The following is a 20,829-nucleotide window of genomic DNA, read 5'->3' as shown; positions in this document are numbered from 1 at the left end:
AAAAATCAAATTACAAAAATATTCGGAGGTGTAACAAATGTCTTTTGCAGTAATAAAAGGATCAGGATATGTTCTAGTGCATACGCCAGATATGATTATGCATAATGGAACAACTCAAACTACTGAGAAAATAGTTAATCCTGAGTCAGAATACTTAAAACAATTACCAAACCATTTGAGAAAATTTGAGGATGTAGTTAACTATCCACCTAACCAAACTTATATAGGAGAAATCACTCCAAAACAGTTAAATGATTATGAAATGCCATGGTTTGATAAAAAAGTAGATGGAGCAAATAGATTTGGTAAATTCGGTGAAATAATGCCACAAGATGAATTCATAGGCTTAATGAAGATATCAGATGTATTTGATTTAGTAATGTTAACAGAAGAATTTACAAATTCAGTTAAAGAGAAACTAAGTAAACATCCACTTATTACAGAGGAAATGGTTGCAGCGATAAAAGGATCATCAGATATAGAAAGTATTAAAGAGCAAATTGAAAAATATCACGGCGAAGCTATTTACAATGAAGGCGAATTAGTTGGTTGTGTAAAAAGAGCGCATGATGTAGACGTTAACCTAAACGCTCATGTTATGTTTGAGAACTTAGTTGTTAAAGCATCAGGTGTTTTAGCTATGTTAAACTTATTAGATAAAAATAATATAGATCCAAAGACTATTGACTATGTAGTTGAGTGTTCAGAAGAAGCATGTGGAGATATGAACCAAAGAGGTGGAGGAAACTTTGCTAAATCAATCGCAGAAGCTTGCGGATGCGAAAATGCAACAGGTTCAGATACTAGAGGTTTCTGTGCTGCTCCAACTCATGCATTAATAGAAGCAGCTTCATTAGTAAAAGCAGGAACATATGATAATGTTGTTATAGTAGCTGGAGGGGCAACAGCTAAACTTGGTATGAATGGAAAAGACCATGTAAAAAAAGAAATGCCTATATTAGAAGATACATTAGGTGGTTTTGCAGTACTAATAAGCAAGAATGATGGAGTTAATCCTATTATCAGAACTGACTTAGTAGGAAAACACACAGTAGGAACAGGTTCATCACCTCAAGCAGTTATTACATCACTAATTACAAACCCACTTGATAAGGGTAACTTAAAAATAACTGATATAGATAAGTATTCAGTAGAAATGCAAAACCCAGATATAACAAAACCAGCAGGAGCTGGAGATGTACCAACATCTAACTATAAGATGATAGGTGCATTAGGAGTAAAGAGAAAAGAAATAGATAGAAAAGATTTAGCTAATTTTGTTACAAAGCATGGAATGCCGGGATGGGCACCTACTCAAGGACATATACCTTCAGGAGTACCATATTTAGGGTTTGCTAAAGATGATATCCTAGCAGGAGATGTAAAAAGAGCAATGATAGTTGGAAAAGGAAGCTTGTTCCTTGGAAGAATGACTAACTTATTTGATGGAGTTTCAGTAATAATAGAAGCAAATAACGGAGAAACAAGTGATCAAGGCGCACTTCCACAAGAAGCATTAAAGAAAATGGTAGCAGAAGCTATGCGAGAATTTGCATCTAAGCTTTGTGAAGAATAGAGGTGTTTAGATGGAGCATAATAAAGTCAAACAAATGATAGCAGGAGTTTTTAACGATATAGCAGATGGTATAGAAACAGGCCAGTTTGGAAAGAAAGTAAGAATAGGAGTTACTATCCTAGGAAGCGAGCACGGAGCAGACAATGTATTAAAAGGTGCTATGCTCGCAAGTGAAAAAGATTCATCTATAGAGGTAGTATTAATAGGACCCAAAAATGATACTAACTTAAAAACATACGAAGCTAATACAGAAGAAGAGCAACACAAGGTGATGGAGAAATTGTTGGATTCAGGAGAAATACAAGGATGTGTAACGCTTCATTATAACTTCCCAATTGGTGTGTCAACAGTTGGTAGAGTAGTAACACCATCTCAGGGAAAAGAAATGCTTATAGCAACAACTACAGGAACATCTTCACCACATAGAGTAGAGGCAATGGTTAAGAATGGACTTTATGGAATTATTACAGCAAAGTCTTTAGGTATAGAAAACCCTACAGTTGGTATACTCAATGTTGACGGAGCTAGACAAGTAGAAAGAGCATTAAAAGAATTAAATAGTAACGGATATGATATAAACTTTGCAGAGTCACTTAGAGCAGATGGTGGAGCTGTAATGAGAGGAAATGATTTATTAACAGGAACACCAGATGTAATGATAACTGATTCATTAACTGGTAACTTATTAATGAAGATATTCTCATCATATACAACTGGTGGAAGCTATGAAGCCTTTGGTTATGGTTATGGACCTGGTGTAGGTGATGGTTATGAAAGAAACATATTAATCATATCTAGAGCATCAGGAGCACCTTTAATAGCAGGAGCTATTAAATATGCTAGTGAGGTAGCAAAAGGAGATATCATAGGAAAATCAAAAGTAGAATATGATAGTGCTAAAAAAGCCAAACTAAATGATATATTAAGTGAATTAACAAAAGACAAAAAAGCAAATAAAAAAGATGAAGAAGAAGTAGCCATGCCACCAAAAGAAATCGTAACAGGATCAATAGCAGGTGTTGATATCATGGATCTAGAAGATGCTGTTACTGAGCTTTGGAAAAACAAAGTATATGCAGAGTCAGGTATGGGATGTACTGGTCCTATAGTAATGATTAACGAAAAGAATGTAGAAGTGGCAACTGAGATACTAGCTAAAGCAGGATATATTAGCGTAGACTAAAGATAAGGAGTGAACATCATGGAAAATACTTATGATATTATCATAATAGGAGCTGGCCCAGCAGGATTGGCAGCAGGATTATACGCAGGAAGAGCTACATTAAACGCTGCTATTATAGAAAAATCTAAGGTAGGAGGACAAATAGTAACTACAGAAGAAGTTGCAAATGTACCAGGTAGTGTTAGAGAAGCAAGTGGCCCTACATTAATAGCAAGAATGGTAGAACAATCAGAAGAGTTTGGAACAAACGTAATAAAAGATACAGTAGTAGAGTTAAAACTAGATGGAGAATTAAAAGAAGTAGTTTGCGAAAAAGAGACTTACAAAGCAAAAGCAGTGATATATGCAGCAGGAGCTAAACCAAGACTTCTAGGTGTACCAGGAGAAAAAGAATTCACAGGTAAAGGAGTTTCATATTGTGCAACATGTGATGGAGCTTTCTTTGAAGAAATGGAAGTATTCGTAGTTGGTGGTGGAGACTCAGCAGTAGAAGAAGCTATGTTCTTAACAAACTTTGCAAGAAAAGTTTATCTATTATCAAGAGATCCAGAGCTTACATGCGCTAAGTCAATACAAGAGAAAGTATTTGCAAATGATAAAGTAGAAATAAAATGGAACACAGAAATCAAAGAAATTAAAGGCGAAGGAATCGTAGAATCAGTAGTTCTTCACAATAGAGAAACAGGTGAAGAGTATGTTCATGAGGCTGATGAGGAAGATGGCACATTTGGAGTATTCATATTCATAGGCTATGTTCCACAGACAGAGTTACTAAAAGATAAAATAGAGCTAGAGCATGGATATGTTAAAACAGATGATAAGATGCAAACTAGCGTTGATGGATTATTTGTAGCAGGAGATTGTAGAGTTAAGCCTTTAAGACAGGTAGTTACTGCAGCAGCTGACGGAGCGATAGCAGCAGTATCAGCAGAAAAATATATAGAGCATTCAAAATAAAATTATATTTATATAAATTAGACTGTTTCTGAAGATAGAGACAGTCTGATTTTTTGTTTAAAGCGAATTTTAGCTATTATATTAACTTAATAAATAAAAGGTTGTATCAAAGATAAACTATTAAACAACCAAATATTACTAGCTTAGTGTGAATAAATTATATACATAGGAATTTAACAATTATCTTTTTTATATAAAATCGTTTATTTTCAACTATGCAACTATAGTTGCAACCATTGGTTGCGAAAAATCAAAGAGAGTTTGTAGAAGTAAACTGATAATTATGACATAATAAAGCTAACAAAAGTTCATACTCAAAATGTGTTGAATGATAATGTCAAAGGAAATAAACTAAAGTCATATAGAAAGAGGGAGATAATATGGTAAATAATCTTGGCGATAGGATTGTCACATTAAGAAAAGAATTAAACATGTCACAAGAAACTTTAGCAGAAAAGATAGGTGTTAGTAGGCAGGCAGTTTCAAAATGGGAGAGAGGGGAAGCTACACCTGATATATATAACATAACTACATTAGCAGATATTTTTGAACTAACTATAGATGAATTTATTTATGGACAGAAATCTGACCTAAAAGATAAACCTAAGCTGGTTATGCTTGAAATGAAGAAAAATGCTGAAAAGCTTATCATGATAGCAGTGGCTATATTTATTGTGAGTGTGTTTGGTTTTAGTCTTTTGCCATTTAGTGATGATGTTAATGTATTAATATTTGGCTTAATATTTGGATTATGTACACTAATTTTAATAAAAAGCGGTTTTATGTTTGAACGATTTTATATGTATAACAGACAATATTTAAAAGACGATGATGATATAGAATCATCATTTCAAAAAATATCAAAAAAAAGGAAAACAGCACTCGGAGCAGCTATATCTATACTTTGTGTTCTAATATATCTTTATATTTCGTTTGTTTATAACATGTGGCATCCAGGATGGCTGGTTTTTCTCCTAATACCAATAGCATATGCATTGTTTGATTTATTTGAAACAAAAGAGAAGCAAGATTGATAATAGTAATTATATAGATATAAGAAATATGAATATCAAACAATGGTAATCAAATTACTACAATGAAAACAAAGCAATCTAACTCCAGTCATTCTCTAAGGAGCAAAAGGAGCTGGAATTAAAATAAACTTATAAAAATTTAGATTATAGGGAACAAATAGACACCTCTAAATATCATATATTTACAAAGCTATATAGGGGTGAGGGTTTAAGAAAACTAAATAATAAAATAATGTTAGATAATATTACCTTGGTTGCAATTGCAAACTCAGTAATTATTGTATGTAAAATAGGTAAAGTTTATCAGTATGACAAAAAAGGGAGTGTCTTATGATTTAAACACTCCTTTTTTATAGTTAGAATATGAAGCAAATGTCATCAATTAACATTAAAAATAAGTATTATCAATCTGATAAGTAGTTTTATTTAAAACATGAAAAACTTAATAGTGTTTATGTTCATGGATTCGAATGCTCATCTATCTTGGCAAATAAGGCGTTTTAAAGACATAGAGTTAGAAAATGGACCTATATTAAATAAATTAAAAAGGAGGGTGAATAATGACACTAACAAAATTTAAATCTTATAGCAATATTACTATAAGAGGATGTAGACCGGAAGTTATTTTTAATAATCTATGTCCAGATTGGACTATACATTATGTAAAGTAATATAGCTTAGTTCTAATTTTCATAAATAAAAATAATATATTAGTAATGTCAATCTATTATTTAGGAGGTTTTTATGAAAAAGTTAATAAAAAAAGCTGATACAAGAACTATTAATATCTGCAAAGTGGTTTGCTCATGTCGTTGTAGTTCACCAAAGATTACAGGAGATTTCTTAGATTCATACTTTGCAATAACTGCTTAGTTAATTTACTATATAAAGAGGATGTTTTATAAACATCCTCTCAGACTGTAGACAAAAGTCCAATTTCTGCGTTGTAGTTAAAATTTCTGTTGCTCACTTACCTCTAAGTAAGCTCTGCTACTCAATTTTAACACGCCTTGATATTGAACTTTTACTACAGTCTGTTATTTAGATGACTTTGTCGTCAACCTAAGAGGATGTTTTACAAACATCCTCTTTAGCAAATTATTAAATAATATCTTAAATTGGAACAAATTGTATAATAGAATAATCTTACATATAAAATATTGGGACGTAGTGATGAGAAAATTAACTAGGATGTTTAGTAAAAAAATTAGAAATATGTTTAAATACTGTATTTGTACTTCAGTTTCACACGGGTAGTTCGAATAATATAAACGTAAATATATAGTTATAATTATGATGTGCAATATTTAAGTATTTGTAAATAAACTAATAGTTTATTTAATTATGTTGCAGGAGGTGAGTATAATTAAAAGACTAAGTAAAAAAATAGATTCTACAACAATCAGGGTATGTAAAGGTAATTGCGTGTGTCGTTGTTATCCACCAGGACAAATCAATGATGATCTCGTAGAATTAATGCATGTAAGACTTCAAGATAATTTTGAACTACCTAATAATTAGAAAAAGGAGGATATTGTGAAAAAATTACGTAAAAAGGTTATATGTTTAAGTTGTAATTGGGGAACAGGACCAGTTTGCTTTTGTACTATAGATCCAATCAATGCTTATAACAACGATGTGTCACCAAAATATCATTGCTAAAAATGCTAAAAATTTATAATCAAAAAATATTAAAATAAAAGAGGGATATCATGAAATTAGTAAAAAAAATATATCATAATAGTGTTGTGAAAAATAGTGTGAATTGCGTTTGTAAGTGTAGTTTTCCTTTACAACCAGCATCATATGATATGCATTATATGATGCTAAAAGAACAATTATAAATTATTGATTAGTTTGAGGGTTGCTAAATAGCGACTCTCTTTTTTATACTCAAAACCTCTATAACTTAACAGTTTTATTGTTTAGAACATAATATAGTATATAGGATTTATACAGGGTAAAATATGAGAAATAATAAACGATAAAAAACAACTATTAAAGAGTGACAGGTGTTAAATGGAGGTATAAAATTTATGCAAAACAACATTGTTATCCATGGTTATTATGGAGCTGGTAATTTTGGCGATGATATAATTTTACACTCGATAATAAGTTCAATTTATAGTAAAATTCCTAAGGCTAATATAGTTGTATTATCTAGAGACATGTCACCAATTCCTTCATGTAAATATAAATACAAAACGGTATCAAGATATGATTTTAATGCTATAAATCAAGAAATTAAAAAGGCTGATTTATTCATATGTGGTGGAGGAGGCATTTTTCAAGACTATTCAGGTTTCGATATAAGAAATCATTTTGGGGATAAAAGAAAAGGTATAGACTATTATGCCGTTCCTATAGAGCTAGCATATCTACACGAAGTACCAGTTATGTTGTATGCTGTTGGAGTAGGTCCTTTTTTCAATAGAAAATCAACCCTAAATGTTAAGACACTTTTAAACTGGGCAGATGTAGTAACGGTAAGAGATGAAGAATCAAAAAAAATTGTTGAAGAAATAAACCCTCATGTAAAAGCTATATTAACTAGTGACCCAGCAGTAAATTATCTTTCCAAAAATCAACCAAAAAATAAAGCATCAAGAAGGTATTTTGGTGTTTGCTTGAGAGAATGGTTTTTCAAGAAATATCAAAGAGGAGCATTAATAAAAAGTATGGCTAGGGCGATTGATTATACTATTAATAAATATAATATAAATGTAGTTATTTTTTCATTCTGTAAAAATCACAATGATTTGAAATTACTACAAGAATTAAAAAATAATATTAAAAATAAAGACCATGTATTTGTAGAAAACAAAGTAACCATGAAGGAAGCAATAATAACAATTCAAAACATGGATTTTGTAATAGGAATGAGACTTCATTCATTGCTAATGGCAGCAAGCATAGGAAAGCCAATAATAGCATTGTCATATGACAGGAAGATAGAAAATTTCATGAATCAAATAGGTCAAAATAATTTAACAATACCAATAGATGACTTAAATATAAATGAAATTAAAAATAAAGTAGATAATCTAATAAAGAATTCAGCTAAAATTAGTAAAATTATAACTGACAAAATGGATGTATTAAGGCTAAGAGAAAAACAAAATATTGATATAGCAATGGATTTAATTAGAAAGAGGAGCTAGTTTATGGGCAAAAACAAGAGAATTTTATTCATATCAAAAACAAGGCAAAATTATACTAATATTTTGAGAAGCATATTTTATGCTTTAGTTGAAATGGATTATCATGTTAGAGAAGTAGATGTTTCAGTAATTCCTAGAATACTATATAATCCACATAACTTTAAAGGTGGTAATGGACCAGTCAATGTTTCGTATAAATATATAAAACATCAAGTAGAGACTTTTAAACCACATATGATTATGTTAGTAGCAGGAGGACTGAGTTTTTCAGAAGCGACAAGTGAATATTTAAAAAACAAAGGCATAAAACTATTAGGTATTACGCTAAGCGACCCAGATGTATTCCCTACAGTAAAGAAATATGCTAGTAGGTTTAATTACCACACCACAAATTCTAAGATTGCATATCAAAGATATAAAAAATTAGGACTTAAAAACACATATTATATGCCATTTGGTATAGATAGTAGATTTTTTGTACCAACAAAGATTGAGCCTAAGTATGTATCAGACGTAACTGTTATGGGTCATTATAGACCAGAGAGACTAGCATTAGTAAAAGAATTAAAGAAAAGATTTGATACAAAAATATATGGATTCGGATGGCCATATAAAAATGTAAGAGCAGTAGATCACCCAGAGTGGCTAAAGGTAGTTAATGCTAGTAAAGTAATGATTGATTTTCCGCAAACAGGAGCTGGGTACTACAACGTCAAAGTTAGACTATTTGAAGTTACTGCTACAGGTACTTTCTTAATAACTAAAAAGATAAAAGAAATAGGAGAGTTTTTTGAATATGGAAAAGAAATAGAAAGCTACGAAAACAATAATGAACTATATCAAAAGATAAGATATTATCTAGATAATCCAAAGAAAAGAGAGGAAATATCAGTGAATGGACAAAAGCGTTGTGCCTTAGATCATACGTGGGTACAAAGATTGAGAAAATTATTTAATGAAATTAAGTTTATATAGATTATAATTAGAGGATGCTTTAGCATCCTCTCAGACTGTAGACAAATACAATTTCTGCGTTGCCCAAAAATTTTCGTTGCTCACTTACCTCTAAGTAAGCTCTGTGACTCAATTTTAACACGCCCCTACTTGGAACTCTAACTATAGTCTGCTATCTTGATGACAGAAACATAATTTACGCTTTGACTTTAATATTAACTGTATTTAATCATTTTTATGAAATAACCTAGGGGTATTCCTAAAGCAAAGCTTAATAGTATTTTTTGACTAAAATTGTTGCTATACCATAATCCAAAATAAAAGCCGACCAAGCTTAATAAAATTCCTAAAAATCCTATTGTTTTTTTCATAATAAATTTCCTTTCTGAGAATTGGATATTATTAAATTTTAGTATTACCATGATTATATCATAAAATGGAATTAATCAATTTGCCAAAGTGAAATTTTATAGGTATGTAAAGAAGACGATTGAAATCTTAGATTTTAAAATTTTAAATATATTCTTAAGTATATTATCTATATATTAAAAACATGAGTAGTTTTTTTAGTAGCTAGATTAATAAGGGGCTGTCAAAAGACAGCCCTTAAACTGTAGGTGAATAGCAATTTCTTTGATGTTAAAATTACGTTTTTTACTTACCTATAAGTCATGCTATTCAATTTTAACATACCACTACAGTTTGCTAGATTGTGAACAACAATGCTGTGTCTAATTAACTATGATTATTCATATCTGAATAAATCATAACTTTGGTATACAGTGTCATCATCTTCAGGATGGCACAAACATAAACATTTAGGTCTACTTAATTCTATTGTGTTCGTTCTTTTAGTTTTTTGGAGCTTTTTCATAAAATTATCCCCCTTTTTGGCTTTTATTTTTAGATTAATAGGTTAATTAATTTGTTTCAGATTTATGAAGATAATTTATTTGGAGAAGATATAAAAATTCAATAATAATAAAAAAGGTTGAAGACCAGCAAATCTTCAACCTTTTTCCTATATCTATTATATCACATAAAAAAATAAAAAAACAGTCTTACAAATTATATAAATTGTATGTATAATAAAAAAGCACTTCAAATTAGAATCATATTATTAGAATCAAAATTATCTTATATCTATTTCAGATTTATTTCCAAGCATAACAATTTAAATATTAGGGGGTTGTTAAATGAGTATTTCAAAGAAAGAATGGAACATTGAAGCACAAAGGTTAGAAAAAACAATAGAGGTTATCCATAAGCAATTAAATGATTATGAGAATAGCATAGAAAAAGCTAACGATGAAATAAATGACCTAATAAGAAACTACAGAGAAAATGAAGCATCAGTTCCAAGGCAAGATGACTTTGATAGGATAGCTTCACTAACTCAAAACATTCAGCTAATAAAAAGAGAAGAAGTTAGAAATAATACACTTGAAAAAGCGATAAACAAACTCAAAAAAGTAATTAACAATCCCTACTTTGCTAGGATAGATTTTAAAGAAGATGACCAGGAAAAAGAAGAAGTAATATATATTGGAATCAATACCTTAATAGAAGATTTAGAAGATGATATAAACATATTAATATATGACTGGAGAGCTCCAATATGTAGTCTTTATTATGAAAACGAGAAAGGACATGCAAGCTATAAATGTAAAGATGGAAATATTAGTGGTAATGTAACATTAAAAAGGCAATATAAAATCAAAGATAGTAAAATCCAGTACATGTTTGATAGTAGTATAAAAATTGATGATGAATGTCTTGGTAAAGTCCTTAGTGAGGTAACAGATGAAAAAATGAAAACAATAGTGTATTCTATACAGAAACAGCAAAACAAGCTTATACGTGATGAATCTAACGATATGTTGATAATTCAAGGGGGAGCAGGTAGTGGTAAAACATCCATAGCTCTTCATAGAATAGCATATCTTTTGTACAAATATAAAAATAAAGGTATAAAACCAGAGCATATAGTGATATTTTCACCTAATGAGATATTTAATGATTATATATCAAATGTACTACCTGAGCTAGGAGAAGAGAATGTCATCCAAACTACGTTGCTTGAATATATAAAAAACACACTAGGAAGAGATAGGGAAATAGAGGATGTTTATAGTCAGATAGAATATGTTATATCAGATATTAAAGATAATCAATACAATACTAGGTTAGATAATATAAGATTTAAGAACTCAAATAATTTCGTAAATATAATGAAAGAGTACATTACAGATATAGAAACAAAAGGATTTGATTTTAAAGATATCAAATTCAAGAAATGGATTGTTATTTCAAAGAATGAATTAGAAGATTTGTTTTACGAAACATATAAGAAATGGCCAGTAAAAAATAGATTTGAACAATTGCTATTAGACATAGACGTACGTATTAAAAATGTAGACGAGTTGATAAAAGAGGAAATAGAGAACAATATAGATGATGTTAGTGGTTATATAATTGATCCAACAAAAGAAAGTGAAGCCGAGATAACAGTTAAATGGGAAAATTTCAAAAGCAATATAAAAAAATTACTGCCTATGAATATAGATATAATAGAACTTTATAAAAAATTATTTAGTGACAAAAACATGCTTAAAAAATACGCTGAAGATAAATTACCTCATAATATTGATAAGATTATACATCAGACATTAAAGTTTATAGAAAGTAAAGTTATAAAATACGAGGATGCAATACCTCTTGTATATTTACAAAACGCAATAGATATAAACGCAATAGATTTATCTTGTATAAAGTACGTTATAATTGATGAAGTACAGGATTATTCTACATTCGAATATCATACTATTAGACAGTTGTTTAAAAAAGCTAAGTTTACAGTCTTAGGGGATATCAATCAAACAGTCAATCCCTTAAGCAAATTAGATAGCTACGAAGAATTATTAAAAGTCTTTAAACATAAAAATCCAGCCATAGCTAAATTGAATAAGAGCTACCGTTCTAGTTTAGAAATATTTAGATTTACAAAACAAATTATAAACTGTGATCTAGATGGTGTAATTCGACACGGAGAAAAGCCTATGTTAATGAAGCTAAGAAATGATCAAGAAAAACTAAAAGATATTGCAGATGGCATAAATAATGATATATCCGCTGGAATGAACTCTATAGCAATAATATGCAAGGATGCGAATGAAACTTTAGAGGCATACAATAAAATAAAAAATTTAAGTACTATCAATAGTAATATAAATTTGATCAAAAAAGAAGATGATAGCTATAAATCAGGAGTTCTAGTTATACCATCTTATTTATCAAAGGGGTTAGAGTTTGATAGCGTAATAATATACAATGTAGAATCAAACAAATATTTCTTAGAACCAGAAAGACACTTGTTTTATACAATATGTACAAGAGCGCTCCATAAACTCAAAATGTATTACTTTAAAGAACCTACTCCATTTATATCTAATATAGATGAAAATTTATACAAATCGGTTGCAAAATAATGTAAAAAATGGTATCGTGAAAATATAAAACTTTAGGAGGAATTTATGAAAACATTAGTAGTATATTTTACACGTACGGGATACTCAAAGATGTTAGCAGAAAATATTGCAGGTAAGATAAATGCTGATACAGAGCAAATAAAAGATGATAAAAACTGGAGTGGTATACTTGGTTATCTTAAAGGGGGGCTTTACGGCTTTAGTAAAAAGATGACTCAAATAGTGTATTCAAAAAGACCAGAGAACTATGATTTGGTAATAATAGTAGCACCTATCTGGGCAGGAAGTGTGCCACCAGCTATCAATACTTATTGTAAAAAGCTAAAAGATAAAATTAATAACATAGCAATAGTGCTGAATAGCGAAAGTAGTAGTTTAGATAGTACATTTAAGCATATAGAAAACTTAACTAAAAAATCTAGTGCGAATCTAGGTGTAATAAAGAAAAAAATGACTGTCCATGATATAGAAAACAAAATTGAAAAGTTCGTTGAAGAACTAAAATAGTGAAGGTGAAGTAAAATTTTAACTTAGTAAGTTAACCAAAGATACAAATACATTACTATAATAAAGTTATGTAGAATATTTAGTATCACAAAAAAAGAAATAAGAAGTCAGAACCCCCTATGAATTATATGATTCTAATAGGGGGTTTTTTATACTAAAATCAGCATTATATTCAACAGTTATCCAACAAATCTATCAGAAATAAAAGGTTAATGACGAAATAGTAAAAAAAATATTGGAAAAATTTAAAAATAGACAGTTATAAAATTAAGGGATGTAAAATAATAGGATCTATAGTAGCAGGATTGGAAGTAGATATAGAGGTTGATGGAGTAACTATCAATAAACAAGTTAAACCAGATAAGTTTGAAAATAATACTACTGTAATAAAGACATATAGCATGATACAAATAAATGATTATTATGATGTAAACTACCAGATCAACAGCAGTGGAGTCGTTACTAAAATAATATATAGTATTAAGAAGAATTAGGCGATGTCGTGTAGTGTGGATTATTACTTTTTGGAAGCATTAAAGAACATTATTTAGTCCGTAAACAGGTGATAAATAACTAAAAACTACATGTTTTTATTTCACAAAGCATACCCAAAAGAAAGAAGGAGTGTAAATAATATGGGTAGTTCCTTTAGTAAAGTAATAGCTATAATAATAACTTGTATATTACTATTTGTTTTTCCTATGATGACACTCTTAGAAAGACAAGATGATACAAGTAGAATATACGTATTAGCACAAACTACAAAACTGGTAGATTCAGTTAGAAATTTAGGGTATATATCGACTAATATGTATAGAGAATTCTGTGAAAAGTTATATGCAACAGATAACGTATATGAGATACAAATGGAGCACTTTCACAAAAATGTTGACCCTGTATATATAGATACTACAGATAGTTCAATGTTTTGTGATGATATTAACATTAACTACATAGCTTATTACACAGAAAACATAACCAATGCGATTAATAATAGCAATAATGAAAATAAAAAATACTATTTTACAAAAGGTGATTACTTTACTGTAAAAGTTGTCAATAAAAATAAAACAATAGCAACAAGATTAAAAGATTTGGTATATAACACTTGTTTACCAAATGAAAACATAAGTATTTATTATGGAGGAATGGTCCAAAATGAAACTAACTGATTTAGCAATAATATTTGTCATATTAGCCTTTCCCTTTATCCTACTATTAAAGTTTAAAAGCAATGATATGGAATCTCTTTTATATAAAAAAACGATATTAAACCGTGTAATAGACACGGCAATAGAAGATGGAACTGCTTTACTTGTTGAAATAGGAGATGATAAAAAAATTAGATTATGTAAAAACAGGGCTGTACAATCATTTTATAATACATTATTTATAAACCTAGGTATACTTGGAGATGAAATAAACCAACAAAAAATAAAATGCTATATACCAGTGATAGCGATTATTGATTATAACGGAATATATATATTATCGAATGAAGAATATGCAGATATTCAGGATAATAAACTAATAAAACAGACATGGAAGGCTAAAAAAACATATAGTAAAGCTTCGGGTGATTATGTTGTTAATTTTACTTTAGGTAAAGAAGTAACAATAAATAATACGGCGAATGGAAAACTTTATAAAAATACATATAATAATCTAAAGGGAGTAGGCAACATTAGCTTTATTGATGATGATACTTTGTTTGAAAAGGTTAGAATGCGAACGATTATAGAAACCATAAAAAGAGAGCTTAATTATGCAATAAATAATCATAACGACATAGCAAGACAGTTTGGTATATCATATAATTTTACACTTCCAGTAATAAAAGAAGAAGATTGGTATAATACAATAAATGATGTAAGTATGTTGGTTTTTATTCAAGGTTTTCCTATGGGTATAAGAGGAAAAAAATATAATAATTTTGCACTTGGAGGTGCTAAAGTAGTTAAGCCTGTGATATACTATATACAAACAAATGCAATCTCAGGTATAAAATACTATCATAAAGGTACATGTGAAAATCTTAGAGTGTATGATATGCCAGAAAGAGACAAGATAAGCTGTGCAAAAAAGGGAGCGATACCATGTCATATATGTAAACCATAATTATTAATATGAATAATATATTATATTAATGGAACTTTTAAGTGCAGATTTCAGTCTTATATATAAGAACTTGAATAAAGGAGATGTAATTAATGAAAATGTATAGACTTATTATTTTGACTGTAATTTTAAGTTTTACGATGACATCAATAGCATTTGCACAAGGTATAGACGAATTAAGGAACATATTGAATGATAGAAGTATGTTAAAATTTAGTTTAGGAAGGTCAGAAACGCTAATAAAGAATAGTGAGTTTGAAATAAAATATAAAATTTTAACAAATAATTTACCAGCAGAAATAAATAAATGGGTAGAAGAGAATGTAAAAGCAAAAGAGACTAGTGCAGTTAAACAAATAGGAAATAAGAAATATGTTTATGTAATGCAGAAAACAAATACATCTGGGTACACACTAAATATACAAAATGTTATAGGTGTTAAAGATACATTAGTAGTTAAATACAACACTGATATACCAAAAGATGTAATGACAGCTCAAGTTATCTCATATCCACATATAGTATTTGTTGTAGAAGATAATAATGATTATAATAGAGTTTTACCGATAAAACACATAAATATAGATGAGCTTGAAATAAATAAGGATATAAAATATAAAGAAGTAGATAAATTTAGCAAAGAAATAAAAGCTTGGATTGAAGAAAACAAAGAGCTAGGTAAATTACAAGATATAAAAACAATAAAAGATAAAACGTATGTATATATAATGAAGCAAGTCAATGGTATAGGAAATAACTTAGAGATAAGTGACTTATATAGCATTGGAAGTAATCTGTTTGTAAATTACAACAATAGATGTACTCATAAAGGACATCAAAAAAAGCAAATTAATAATATATTTAAGGTAGTTGAAATTGAGGGAAAAGCCAATTATAAAAAAATATTAGCAGACTCAAATGCGGTGCTAACTGAAGATATAGAATATAAAGTTCTTCAATATGATAACTATAAGAAAGAAATAAAAACATGGGTAGAAGACAATAAAAAGAAAGCAATAATGCTTTCTAAAAAACAGATAGGTGATAAGACTTATGTATTTATTATGGGAGAAGCACCTACTTCAGGATATGCAATAAAAATTAATGACATAAATAGCAAAAACGATTCACTATTTGTTGATTACAGTATTGAGAGAATGAATAAAGATGATTTTGTATTACAGGTAATAACATATCCTTATATAGTAGTAGAAATAGAAAATAACAAAGAATATAAAAATATAATAAATACAAGTAAAAAAATACAACAAGAATATATGCTAGATGGATTTACAAATCCAGATGAAGTTAAATAATGAATATAAAATTATAAAAAGAGAGATTACTGAATTAAAGTAGTCTCTCTTTTTTTATTGAACAAAAAAGTGGGTTTTATAATTGAGATAAAATTAAAGAATATCGCTACATTAAATTTATCGATGGGGAATTTTTGATTTTCCAAAATACTTATCAGTGCAATTTTTAAAGTCTACAAAGACCTAAAAGAAATAATATAGATAACTATAAACTTTTGTTTGCTAAACTGTAATTTGTGTTATAATAATATCGAATTATAAGTTTTAATCCGATTTATTTTGGGTTTATGTTAGGAGAGAGATAAATGAACGATTATAGCGTTTTTGATATATTAGGTCCTATAATGGTTGGACCATCTAGCTCACATACAGCAGGAGCAGCAAGATTGGGCATGATAGCAAGATGCATAGTAGGAGACAACTTTGATAATGTTGATTTTTATCTATATGGATCATTTGCAAAAACATACAAAGGACATGGTACTGATAAAGCATTAACAGCAGGAATACTAGGAATGAATCCGAGTGATACTAATTTAAAGGATTCTCTAAAAATAGCAAAAGAAAGAGGGATAAGAGTATATTTCATAAAACGTGATGATGAAGTAGACCATCCAAATACAGTTAAAATAGTAGTGCATAGTAAAGATGGGAGTACTACAGAAATAGTTGGAGAATCAATAGGTGGAGGTAATATAAATATCAAAAAGATAGATGGATATGTTGTAGACCTTACAGGAAAGCTACCAACTCTGATAATCAGACATATAGACAAAAAGGGAATGATTAGTAAAGTTTCAACAGAGTTAGCCAAAGATGGTGTAAATATAGCTACAATGAAAGTTAGTAGAACAAAAAAAGGAAATCAAGCGTCAATGATTTTAGAAGTAGATGAAAAAATAGATGATATAATAGTAAAACATTTAAATCAAATAGAAGATATTACATCAGTAAGATATATAAACCTGTAAGGAAGGAGCAAAAAAATGTTTAATTCAGGAGAAGAATTATTAAAATTGACCGATGAAAATAAATGCCAAATATCAGAAATAGTTTTACAATGTGAGAGTGAATATACAGAAGTGTCTATAAGTGATATTAAAGCAAGAATGCAAAAAACTCTAAATATAATGAAAAAATCAGCTAAGATTGGGCTTAAAGAAGATATAAAAACAGTTGGTGGCATAATAGGTGGCGATGCTAAGAGAGTGTTTGATTATACTAAAAAAGGTAAAACATTATGTGGAGAAAGCGTAAATATAGCTATCGCTAGAGCTTATTCATGTGCGGAGGTGAATGCAAGCATGGGCCAAGTATGCGCCGCACCGACAGCAGGGTCATGTGGCATAATACCAGCATCAGTATTAACAGCAGCTGAGATACTACAATCTACAGATAGTGAGATAATAGATGCATTACTAACAGCATCAGGAATAGGTATCATAATATCAAAAAATGCAACAGTTTCAGGAGCAGAAGGAGGATGTCAAGCAGAGTGTGGATCAGCAGCAGCTATGGCAGCGGGAGCTATAGTACAGTTGAGTGGAGGAACACCACAAATGTCACTACATGCGGCAGCAATAGCGCTAAAAAATATAATGGGATTGATTTGTGATCCAGTAGCAGGCTTAGTAGAAGCACCGTGTGCAAAGAGAAATGCATCAGGTGCAGTTAATGCATTAATTTGTGCTGATATGGCATTAGCTGGAGTTAAGAGTATTATACCATTTGATGAGGTAGTAGAAGCAATGTATAAAGTAGGAAGGATGTTACCTTTCGAGCTTAAAGAAACATCTCTTGGTGGTATAGCAACAACAAAAACAGGTCTTGAAATTAGCAATAAAATATTTAACAAGTAAACCTAAATTAATCACAGAAAAATAATAACTATAATGCATCCTTCTAATTACAATATATCCATCACTTTTTCACCGTACCACCAGTACGCTTTCAAAATCGATGAAATACAGTAATTTAGAAAACTACATCATATTTATCAATGTTCAATGAATAATTCAGGGTAAAGCACAAATCACATAATTTCACATATTTATTTTATATTTATTCTATAACTTTTTCATATACTAAACTCAAGGAAACAAACTTAAAATATAGGAGGATAGAAATAATGAAAAAGTTATTAATTACAGGAACACTTATAGCGTCATTAGTAGTACCAACATTTGCAGCAACAACAAATACTGAAGGTGAACAAGCAAAATCAGCTGATGGTTTAAAGCCTAAATTCAGAAACAAGATTTTTATGAAAGAAGGCATAAAATCAGGTGAATATAGAGAGTTAATGAAAAAATTAGCTAATGGTGAAATCGCATTTGATGAGTTTAAGGAAGAGGTAAAGAAGATAATCCCTGAAGGCAAAAATGTAGATTTTGATAAAATTAAAGAAAAGATACAAAATATGAAAGAAGGTTTAAAATTAGGTGAGCATAGAGAATTAATGAAAAAGCTTATCGAGGGAGAGATTACTTTTGATGAATTCAAGGAAGAGTTTCAAAAACTAATTCCTGAGGGAAAAGAAGTAGATTTTGATAAAATAAAAGAAAAAGTAGAAGAGATAAAAGAAAGAAAAGCTATATATGAAGAATACTTCAAAGGTGATATTACAATCGACGAGTGCATAACAAAGCTAAAAGAAGAAGGATGTAAAATAGCAGACAATGAAAAGTTTAAGGAAGTATTAGAAATAAAGAAAAAATGCCAAAATGGAGAAATAACAAAAGAAGAAGCTAGAAAGCTTTTGCCACAAAAAGGAGATAAGAAACGAGGAGAGTTTAGAAAAAAACTAACAAAACAAATGAAAGAAATTAGAGACATATGCAGTAAGTATATGAATGGAGAAATAACAAAAGAAGAGCTAAAAGAACAGTTGACTAAGAATTCAGCTGATAATATAGATAACAAAATACAAATACTTGAGCTCAAAAAACAATTTAAAGATGGAACTATAACAAAAGAACAATTGATGGAGAAAATTAAAGAATTAGTTAAATAAAGAGAAAAAACTACATCATGATAACTCTCTTAGAAAAAAGTTGCTTTACTAATTTAGTAAAGCAACTTTTTCTTTTAAGGATTGGATAACATCACTATATTGTTACCAATTTATTCATTTCCAATATTTTAATATTAGTTAATACTGTGTATATAATTATTTATTATTATTAAATACATAAAAACAAAATAAAAAAATGATAATAATTTATGAAGAAAAAATATCCAAAATTATAGCACCGATACTTGTATTATCTTTATCAACAACTGCTTATGTATATACTAACTTAGGAGATAGATATAAATATGCTTAAATGATAAAGATAAATATTTTATATCCATGGTTAGAGAGAATATGAAAAATGAAGAAAATATAAAAGTAAAATACTACCATGGTAAAATAAATGTAGTAGATGAAAATGGTTCATTAATAGTAGCTGTGATTATAATGATGAATATTAAAAAACTGGTTGTAAATATGGTGAATAAAGATAAAATCTAAAAAAATATGATAATTATATTCAAGGTGCATAGAGTAAATATGCACCTTTTAATTTGCAAATTAAGAGAGAATGTGGTAAAATAAATACAAATGGATAAAATTAACATTTTTGGAGACGAAATAACAAGAAATGGCCGTACTAATTGTTTAAAGGAGGTTATTGTGTATAAATATACTAAAACTGCTATTCAAATTTCATTCTATTGTATTATCTATAATATAAACTATAATATAATTAGCAATATTTACAAAGTATTTAAAGGGATATATAATACTTTAATTTGTAATATTATAAATATATTTTTCACGCTTTTAATTTACTATATGATCTATAAATTTAATAATAAAAATTTATTTAAGTATTGTAAATTTAATAGAAAAAAAAGAAATATATTAATTTATGCTGTTGTATTAGGAATATCTATTAATATTATTGCAATTATATTGTTAAATATCATAGATATAAATACGTACAACACAGATAATTTAAAAACAATACAAAATATTATAACTGAAAATAATCTAATAGCATCAATAATCACAATAGGGATAATTATACCAATATTTGAAGAGATATTATTTAGAGGTATAGTATTTAATAAATTGAAACAATTATTCAATATAGAAATAGTTATAATATTACAAGCTTTTTTATTTGGACTATATCATGGTGAAATTGTACAGATTATTTTTACAATATTTCTTGGTTTAACACTTGGACTTACATATTACTATACAGAATCCATTTACATACCAATATTAATACATGCAAGTAACAATATCTTAAGTATAATATCAATGAAATATTTGAGCACATTTGAAATAAGTATATATGTACTATTTTTATCAGTGATGTTATCAATAGTTGTATTTATTTTTATTATTAATCAAATTAAAAAGGAAAAGCAAAATAATCAAGAAAATAAACAAATGGTTACTAGTTTATAGAAATAGAACTAGTATTATAGAATTATCTCCATAAACTTTTTATAATATGAAATATTACAAGCTATAAAAAACT

Annotated in this window: 21 protein-coding genes; 20 read left to right on the top strand and 1 reads right to left on the bottom strand. The window is 28.8% G+C overall.

Annotated elements, in window-relative coordinates; genetic code table 11:
- Positions 1 to 37 precede the first annotated feature (37 nt).
- The 9 genes from grdC to P3X86_RS06700 all read left to right on the top strand — a co-directional run bounded on the left by grdC (position 38) and on the right by P3X86_RS06700 (position 8,886).
- A complete protein-coding gene (gene grdC, locus P3X86_RS06740; RefSeq protein ID WP_483291896.1) occupies positions 38 to 1,576 on the top strand; it encodes a glycine/sarcosine/betaine reductase complex component C subunit beta in 1,539 nt (512 codons plus the stop codon).
- A 10-nt stretch (positions 1,577 to 1,586) separates the two neighbouring features.
- Positions 1,587 to 2,759, top strand: a complete 1,173-nt coding sequence (grdD, locus tag P3X86_RS06735; protein ID WP_483291895.1) for a glycine/sarcosine/betaine reductase complex component C subunit alpha — start codon at positions 1,587 to 1,589, stop codon at positions 2,757 to 2,759.
- 18 nt (positions 2,760 to 2,777) lie between these two features.
- Positions 2,778 to 3,716 carry a thioredoxin-disulfide reductase gene (gene trxB / locus P3X86_RS06730; protein WP_483291894.1) on the top strand — a complete coding sequence of 313 codons (939 nt, stop codon included), beginning with the start codon at positions 2,778 to 2,780 and terminating at the stop codon, positions 3,714 to 3,716.
- A gap of 380 nt (positions 3,717 to 4,096) precedes the next feature.
- Positions 4,097 to 4,750, top strand: coding sequence for a helix-turn-helix domain-containing protein (locus tag P3X86_RS06725; protein ID WP_483291893.1), 654 nt, complete (start codon positions 4,097 to 4,099; stop codon positions 4,748 to 4,750).
- A gap of 744 nt (positions 4,751 to 5,494) precedes the next feature.
- Positions 5,495 to 5,623, top strand: a complete 129-nt coding sequence (locus P3X86_RS06720; protein WP_483291892.1) for a hypothetical protein — start codon at positions 5,495 to 5,497, stop codon at positions 5,621 to 5,623.
- A gap of 663 nt (positions 5,624 to 6,286) precedes the next feature.
- Positions 6,287 to 6,412, top strand: a complete 126-nt coding sequence (locus P3X86_RS06715) for a hypothetical protein (RefSeq protein WP_483291891.1) — start codon at positions 6,287 to 6,289, stop codon at positions 6,410 to 6,412.
- A 50-nt stretch (positions 6,413 to 6,462) separates the two neighbouring features.
- Entirely contained in the window at positions 6,463 to 6,594 is a 132-nt protein-coding gene (locus tag P3X86_RS06710) for a hypothetical protein (RefSeq protein ID WP_483291890.1), read from the top strand.
- Positions 6,595 to 6,786: 192 nt separating this feature from the next.
- Complete coding sequence (csaB, locus tag P3X86_RS06705; protein WP_483291889.1) at positions 6,787 to 7,911, top strand: polysaccharide pyruvyl transferase CsaB; 1,125 nt, start codon at positions 6,787 to 6,789, stop codon at positions 7,909 to 7,911.
- A gap of 3 nt (positions 7,912 to 7,914) precedes the next feature.
- Positions 7,915 to 8,886, top strand: coding sequence for a CgeB family protein (locus P3X86_RS06700; protein ID WP_483291888.1), 972 nt, complete (start codon positions 7,915 to 7,917; stop codon positions 8,884 to 8,886).
- A 724-nt stretch (positions 8,887 to 9,610) separates the two neighbouring features.
- Here the strand turns inward: P3X86_RS06700 and P3X86_RS06695 are convergent.
- Positions 9,611 to 9,739, bottom strand: a complete 129-nt coding sequence (locus tag P3X86_RS06695) for a hypothetical protein (protein WP_483291887.1) — start codon at positions 9,737 to 9,739, stop codon at positions 9,611 to 9,613.
- A gap of 322 nt (positions 9,740 to 10,061) precedes the next feature.
- Here P3X86_RS06695 and P3X86_RS06690 point away from each other — a divergent pair, with 322 nt between their 5' ends.
- The 11 genes from P3X86_RS06690 to P3X86_RS06640 all read left to right on the top strand — a co-directional run bounded on the left by P3X86_RS06690 (position 10,062) and on the right by P3X86_RS06640 (position 20,756).
- A complete protein-coding gene (locus tag P3X86_RS06690; RefSeq protein ID WP_483291886.1) occupies positions 10,062 to 12,353 on the top strand; it encodes a UvrD-helicase domain-containing protein in 2,292 nt (763 codons plus the stop codon).
- A gap of 45 nt (positions 12,354 to 12,398) precedes the next feature.
- Positions 12,399 to 12,860, top strand: coding sequence for a flavodoxin family protein (locus P3X86_RS06685; protein ID WP_483291885.1), 462 nt, complete (start codon positions 12,399 to 12,401; stop codon positions 12,858 to 12,860).
- A gap of 305 nt (positions 12,861 to 13,165) precedes the next feature.
- On the top strand, positions 13,166 to 13,354 hold the full coding sequence (locus P3X86_RS06680) for a hypothetical protein (RefSeq protein ID WP_483291884.1): 189 nt from the start codon (positions 13,166 to 13,168) through the stop codon (positions 13,352 to 13,354).
- 141 nt (positions 13,355 to 13,495) lie between these two features.
- Positions 13,496 to 14,032: a hypothetical protein gene (locus P3X86_RS06675; protein ID WP_483291883.1), complete on the top strand. Its 537-nt coding sequence runs from the start codon at positions 13,496 to 13,498 to the stop codon at positions 14,030 to 14,032.
- Entirely contained in the window at positions 14,019 to 14,978 is a 960-nt protein-coding gene (locus tag P3X86_RS06670) for a hypothetical protein (RefSeq protein ID WP_483291882.1), read from the top strand. Before P3X86_RS06675 ends, P3X86_RS06670 begins: the two co-directional genes overlap by 14 nt.
- A 92-nt stretch (positions 14,979 to 15,070) precedes the next feature.
- Entirely contained in the window at positions 15,071 to 16,294 is a 1,224-nt protein-coding gene (locus P3X86_RS06665) for a protease complex subunit PrcB family protein (protein WP_483291881.1), read from the top strand.
- Between the two features lie 305 nt (positions 16,295 to 16,599).
- Complete coding sequence (gene sdaAB, locus P3X86_RS06660; protein ID WP_483291880.1) at positions 16,600 to 17,265, top strand: L-serine ammonia-lyase, iron-sulfur-dependent subunit beta; 666 nt, start codon at positions 16,600 to 16,602, stop codon at positions 17,263 to 17,265.
- 15 nt (positions 17,266 to 17,280) lie between these two features.
- On the top strand, positions 17,281 to 18,153 hold the full coding sequence (gene sdaAA, locus P3X86_RS06655) for an L-serine ammonia-lyase, iron-sulfur-dependent, subunit alpha (protein ID WP_483291879.1): 873 nt from the start codon (positions 17,281 to 17,283) through the stop codon (positions 18,151 to 18,153).
- 269 nt (positions 18,154 to 18,422) lie between these two features.
- Positions 18,423 to 19,307: a hypothetical protein gene (locus P3X86_RS06650; RefSeq protein WP_483291878.1), complete on the top strand. Its 885-nt coding sequence runs from the start codon at positions 18,423 to 18,425 to the stop codon at positions 19,305 to 19,307.
- A 354-nt stretch (positions 19,308 to 19,661) separates the two neighbouring features.
- Positions 19,662 to 19,808, top strand: coding sequence for a hypothetical protein (locus tag P3X86_RS06645; RefSeq protein ID WP_483291877.1), 147 nt, complete (start codon positions 19,662 to 19,664; stop codon positions 19,806 to 19,808).
- A 162-nt stretch (positions 19,809 to 19,970) separates the two neighbouring features.
- On the top strand, positions 19,971 to 20,756 hold the full coding sequence (locus tag P3X86_RS06640; RefSeq protein WP_483291876.1) for a CPBP family intramembrane glutamic endopeptidase: 786 nt from the start codon (positions 19,971 to 19,973) through the stop codon (positions 20,754 to 20,756).
- Positions 20,757 to 20,829: the final 73 nt, after the last annotated feature.

It is taken from the genome of Abyssisolibacter sp. ZYX002 (assembly GCF_056892235.1).
Note: the sequence above shows the minus strand (reverse complement) of the source record. Positions and strands in the feature narration are given on the sequence as shown.

Bases quoted from the DNA above. Each gene is read 5' to 3' on its own strand.
- P3X86_RS06725 (WP_483291893.1), top strand. From the start codon at position 4,097: ATGGTAAATAATCTTGGCGATAGGATTGTCACATTAAGAAAAGAATTA.
- sdaAA (WP_483291879.1), top strand. From the start codon at position 17,281: ATGTTTAATTCAGGAGAAGAATTATTAAAATTGACCGATGAAAATAAA.
- P3X86_RS06645 (WP_483291877.1), top strand. From the start codon at position 19,662: ATGAAAAATGAAGAAAATATAAAAGTAAAATACTACCATGGTAAAATA.
- P3X86_RS06720 (WP_483291892.1), top strand. From the start codon at position 5,495: ATGAAAAAGTTAATAAAAAAAGCTGATACAAGAACTATTAATATCTGC.
- P3X86_RS06670 (WP_483291882.1), top strand. From the start codon at position 14,019: ATGAAACTAACTGATTTAGCAATAATATTTGTCATATTAGCCTTTCCC.
- P3X86_RS06675 (WP_483291883.1), top strand. From the start codon at position 13,496: ATGGGTAGTTCCTTTAGTAAAGTAATAGCTATAATAATAACTTGTATA.
- P3X86_RS06700 (WP_483291888.1), top strand. From the start codon at position 7,915: ATGGGCAAAAACAAGAGAATTTTATTCATATCAAAAACAAGGCAAAAT.
- P3X86_RS06690 (WP_483291886.1), top strand. From the start codon at position 10,062: ATGAGTATTTCAAAGAAAGAATGGAACATTGAAGCACAAAGGTTAGAA.
- grdD (WP_483291895.1), top strand. From the start codon at position 1,587: ATGGAGCATAATAAAGTCAAACAAATGATAGCAGGAGTTTTTAACGAT.
- P3X86_RS06650 (WP_483291878.1), top strand. From the start codon at position 18,423: ATGAAAAAGTTATTAATTACAGGAACACTTATAGCGTCATTAGTAGTA.
- grdC (WP_483291896.1), top strand. From the start codon at position 38: ATGTCTTTTGCAGTAATAAAAGGATCAGGATATGTTCTAGTGCATACG.
- csaB (WP_483291889.1), top strand. From the start codon at position 6,787: ATGCAAAACAACATTGTTATCCATGGTTATTATGGAGCTGGTAATTTT.
- P3X86_RS06695 (WP_483291887.1), bottom strand. From the start codon at position 9,739: ATGAAAAAGCTCCAAAAAACTAAAAGAACGAACACAATAGAATTAAGT.
- P3X86_RS06665 (WP_483291881.1), top strand. From the start codon at position 15,071: ATGAAAATGTATAGACTTATTATTTTGACTGTAATTTTAAGTTTTACG.
- P3X86_RS06685 (WP_483291885.1), top strand. From the start codon at position 12,399: ATGAAAACATTAGTAGTATATTTTACACGTACGGGATACTCAAAGATG.
- P3X86_RS06710 (WP_483291890.1), top strand. From the start codon at position 6,463: ATGAAATTAGTAAAAAAAATATATCATAATAGTGTTGTGAAAAATAGT.
- trxB (WP_483291894.1), top strand. From the start codon at position 2,778: ATGGAAAATACTTATGATATTATCATAATAGGAGCTGGCCCAGCAGGA.
- sdaAB (WP_483291880.1), top strand. From the start codon at position 16,600: ATGAACGATTATAGCGTTTTTGATATATTAGGTCCTATAATGGTTGGA.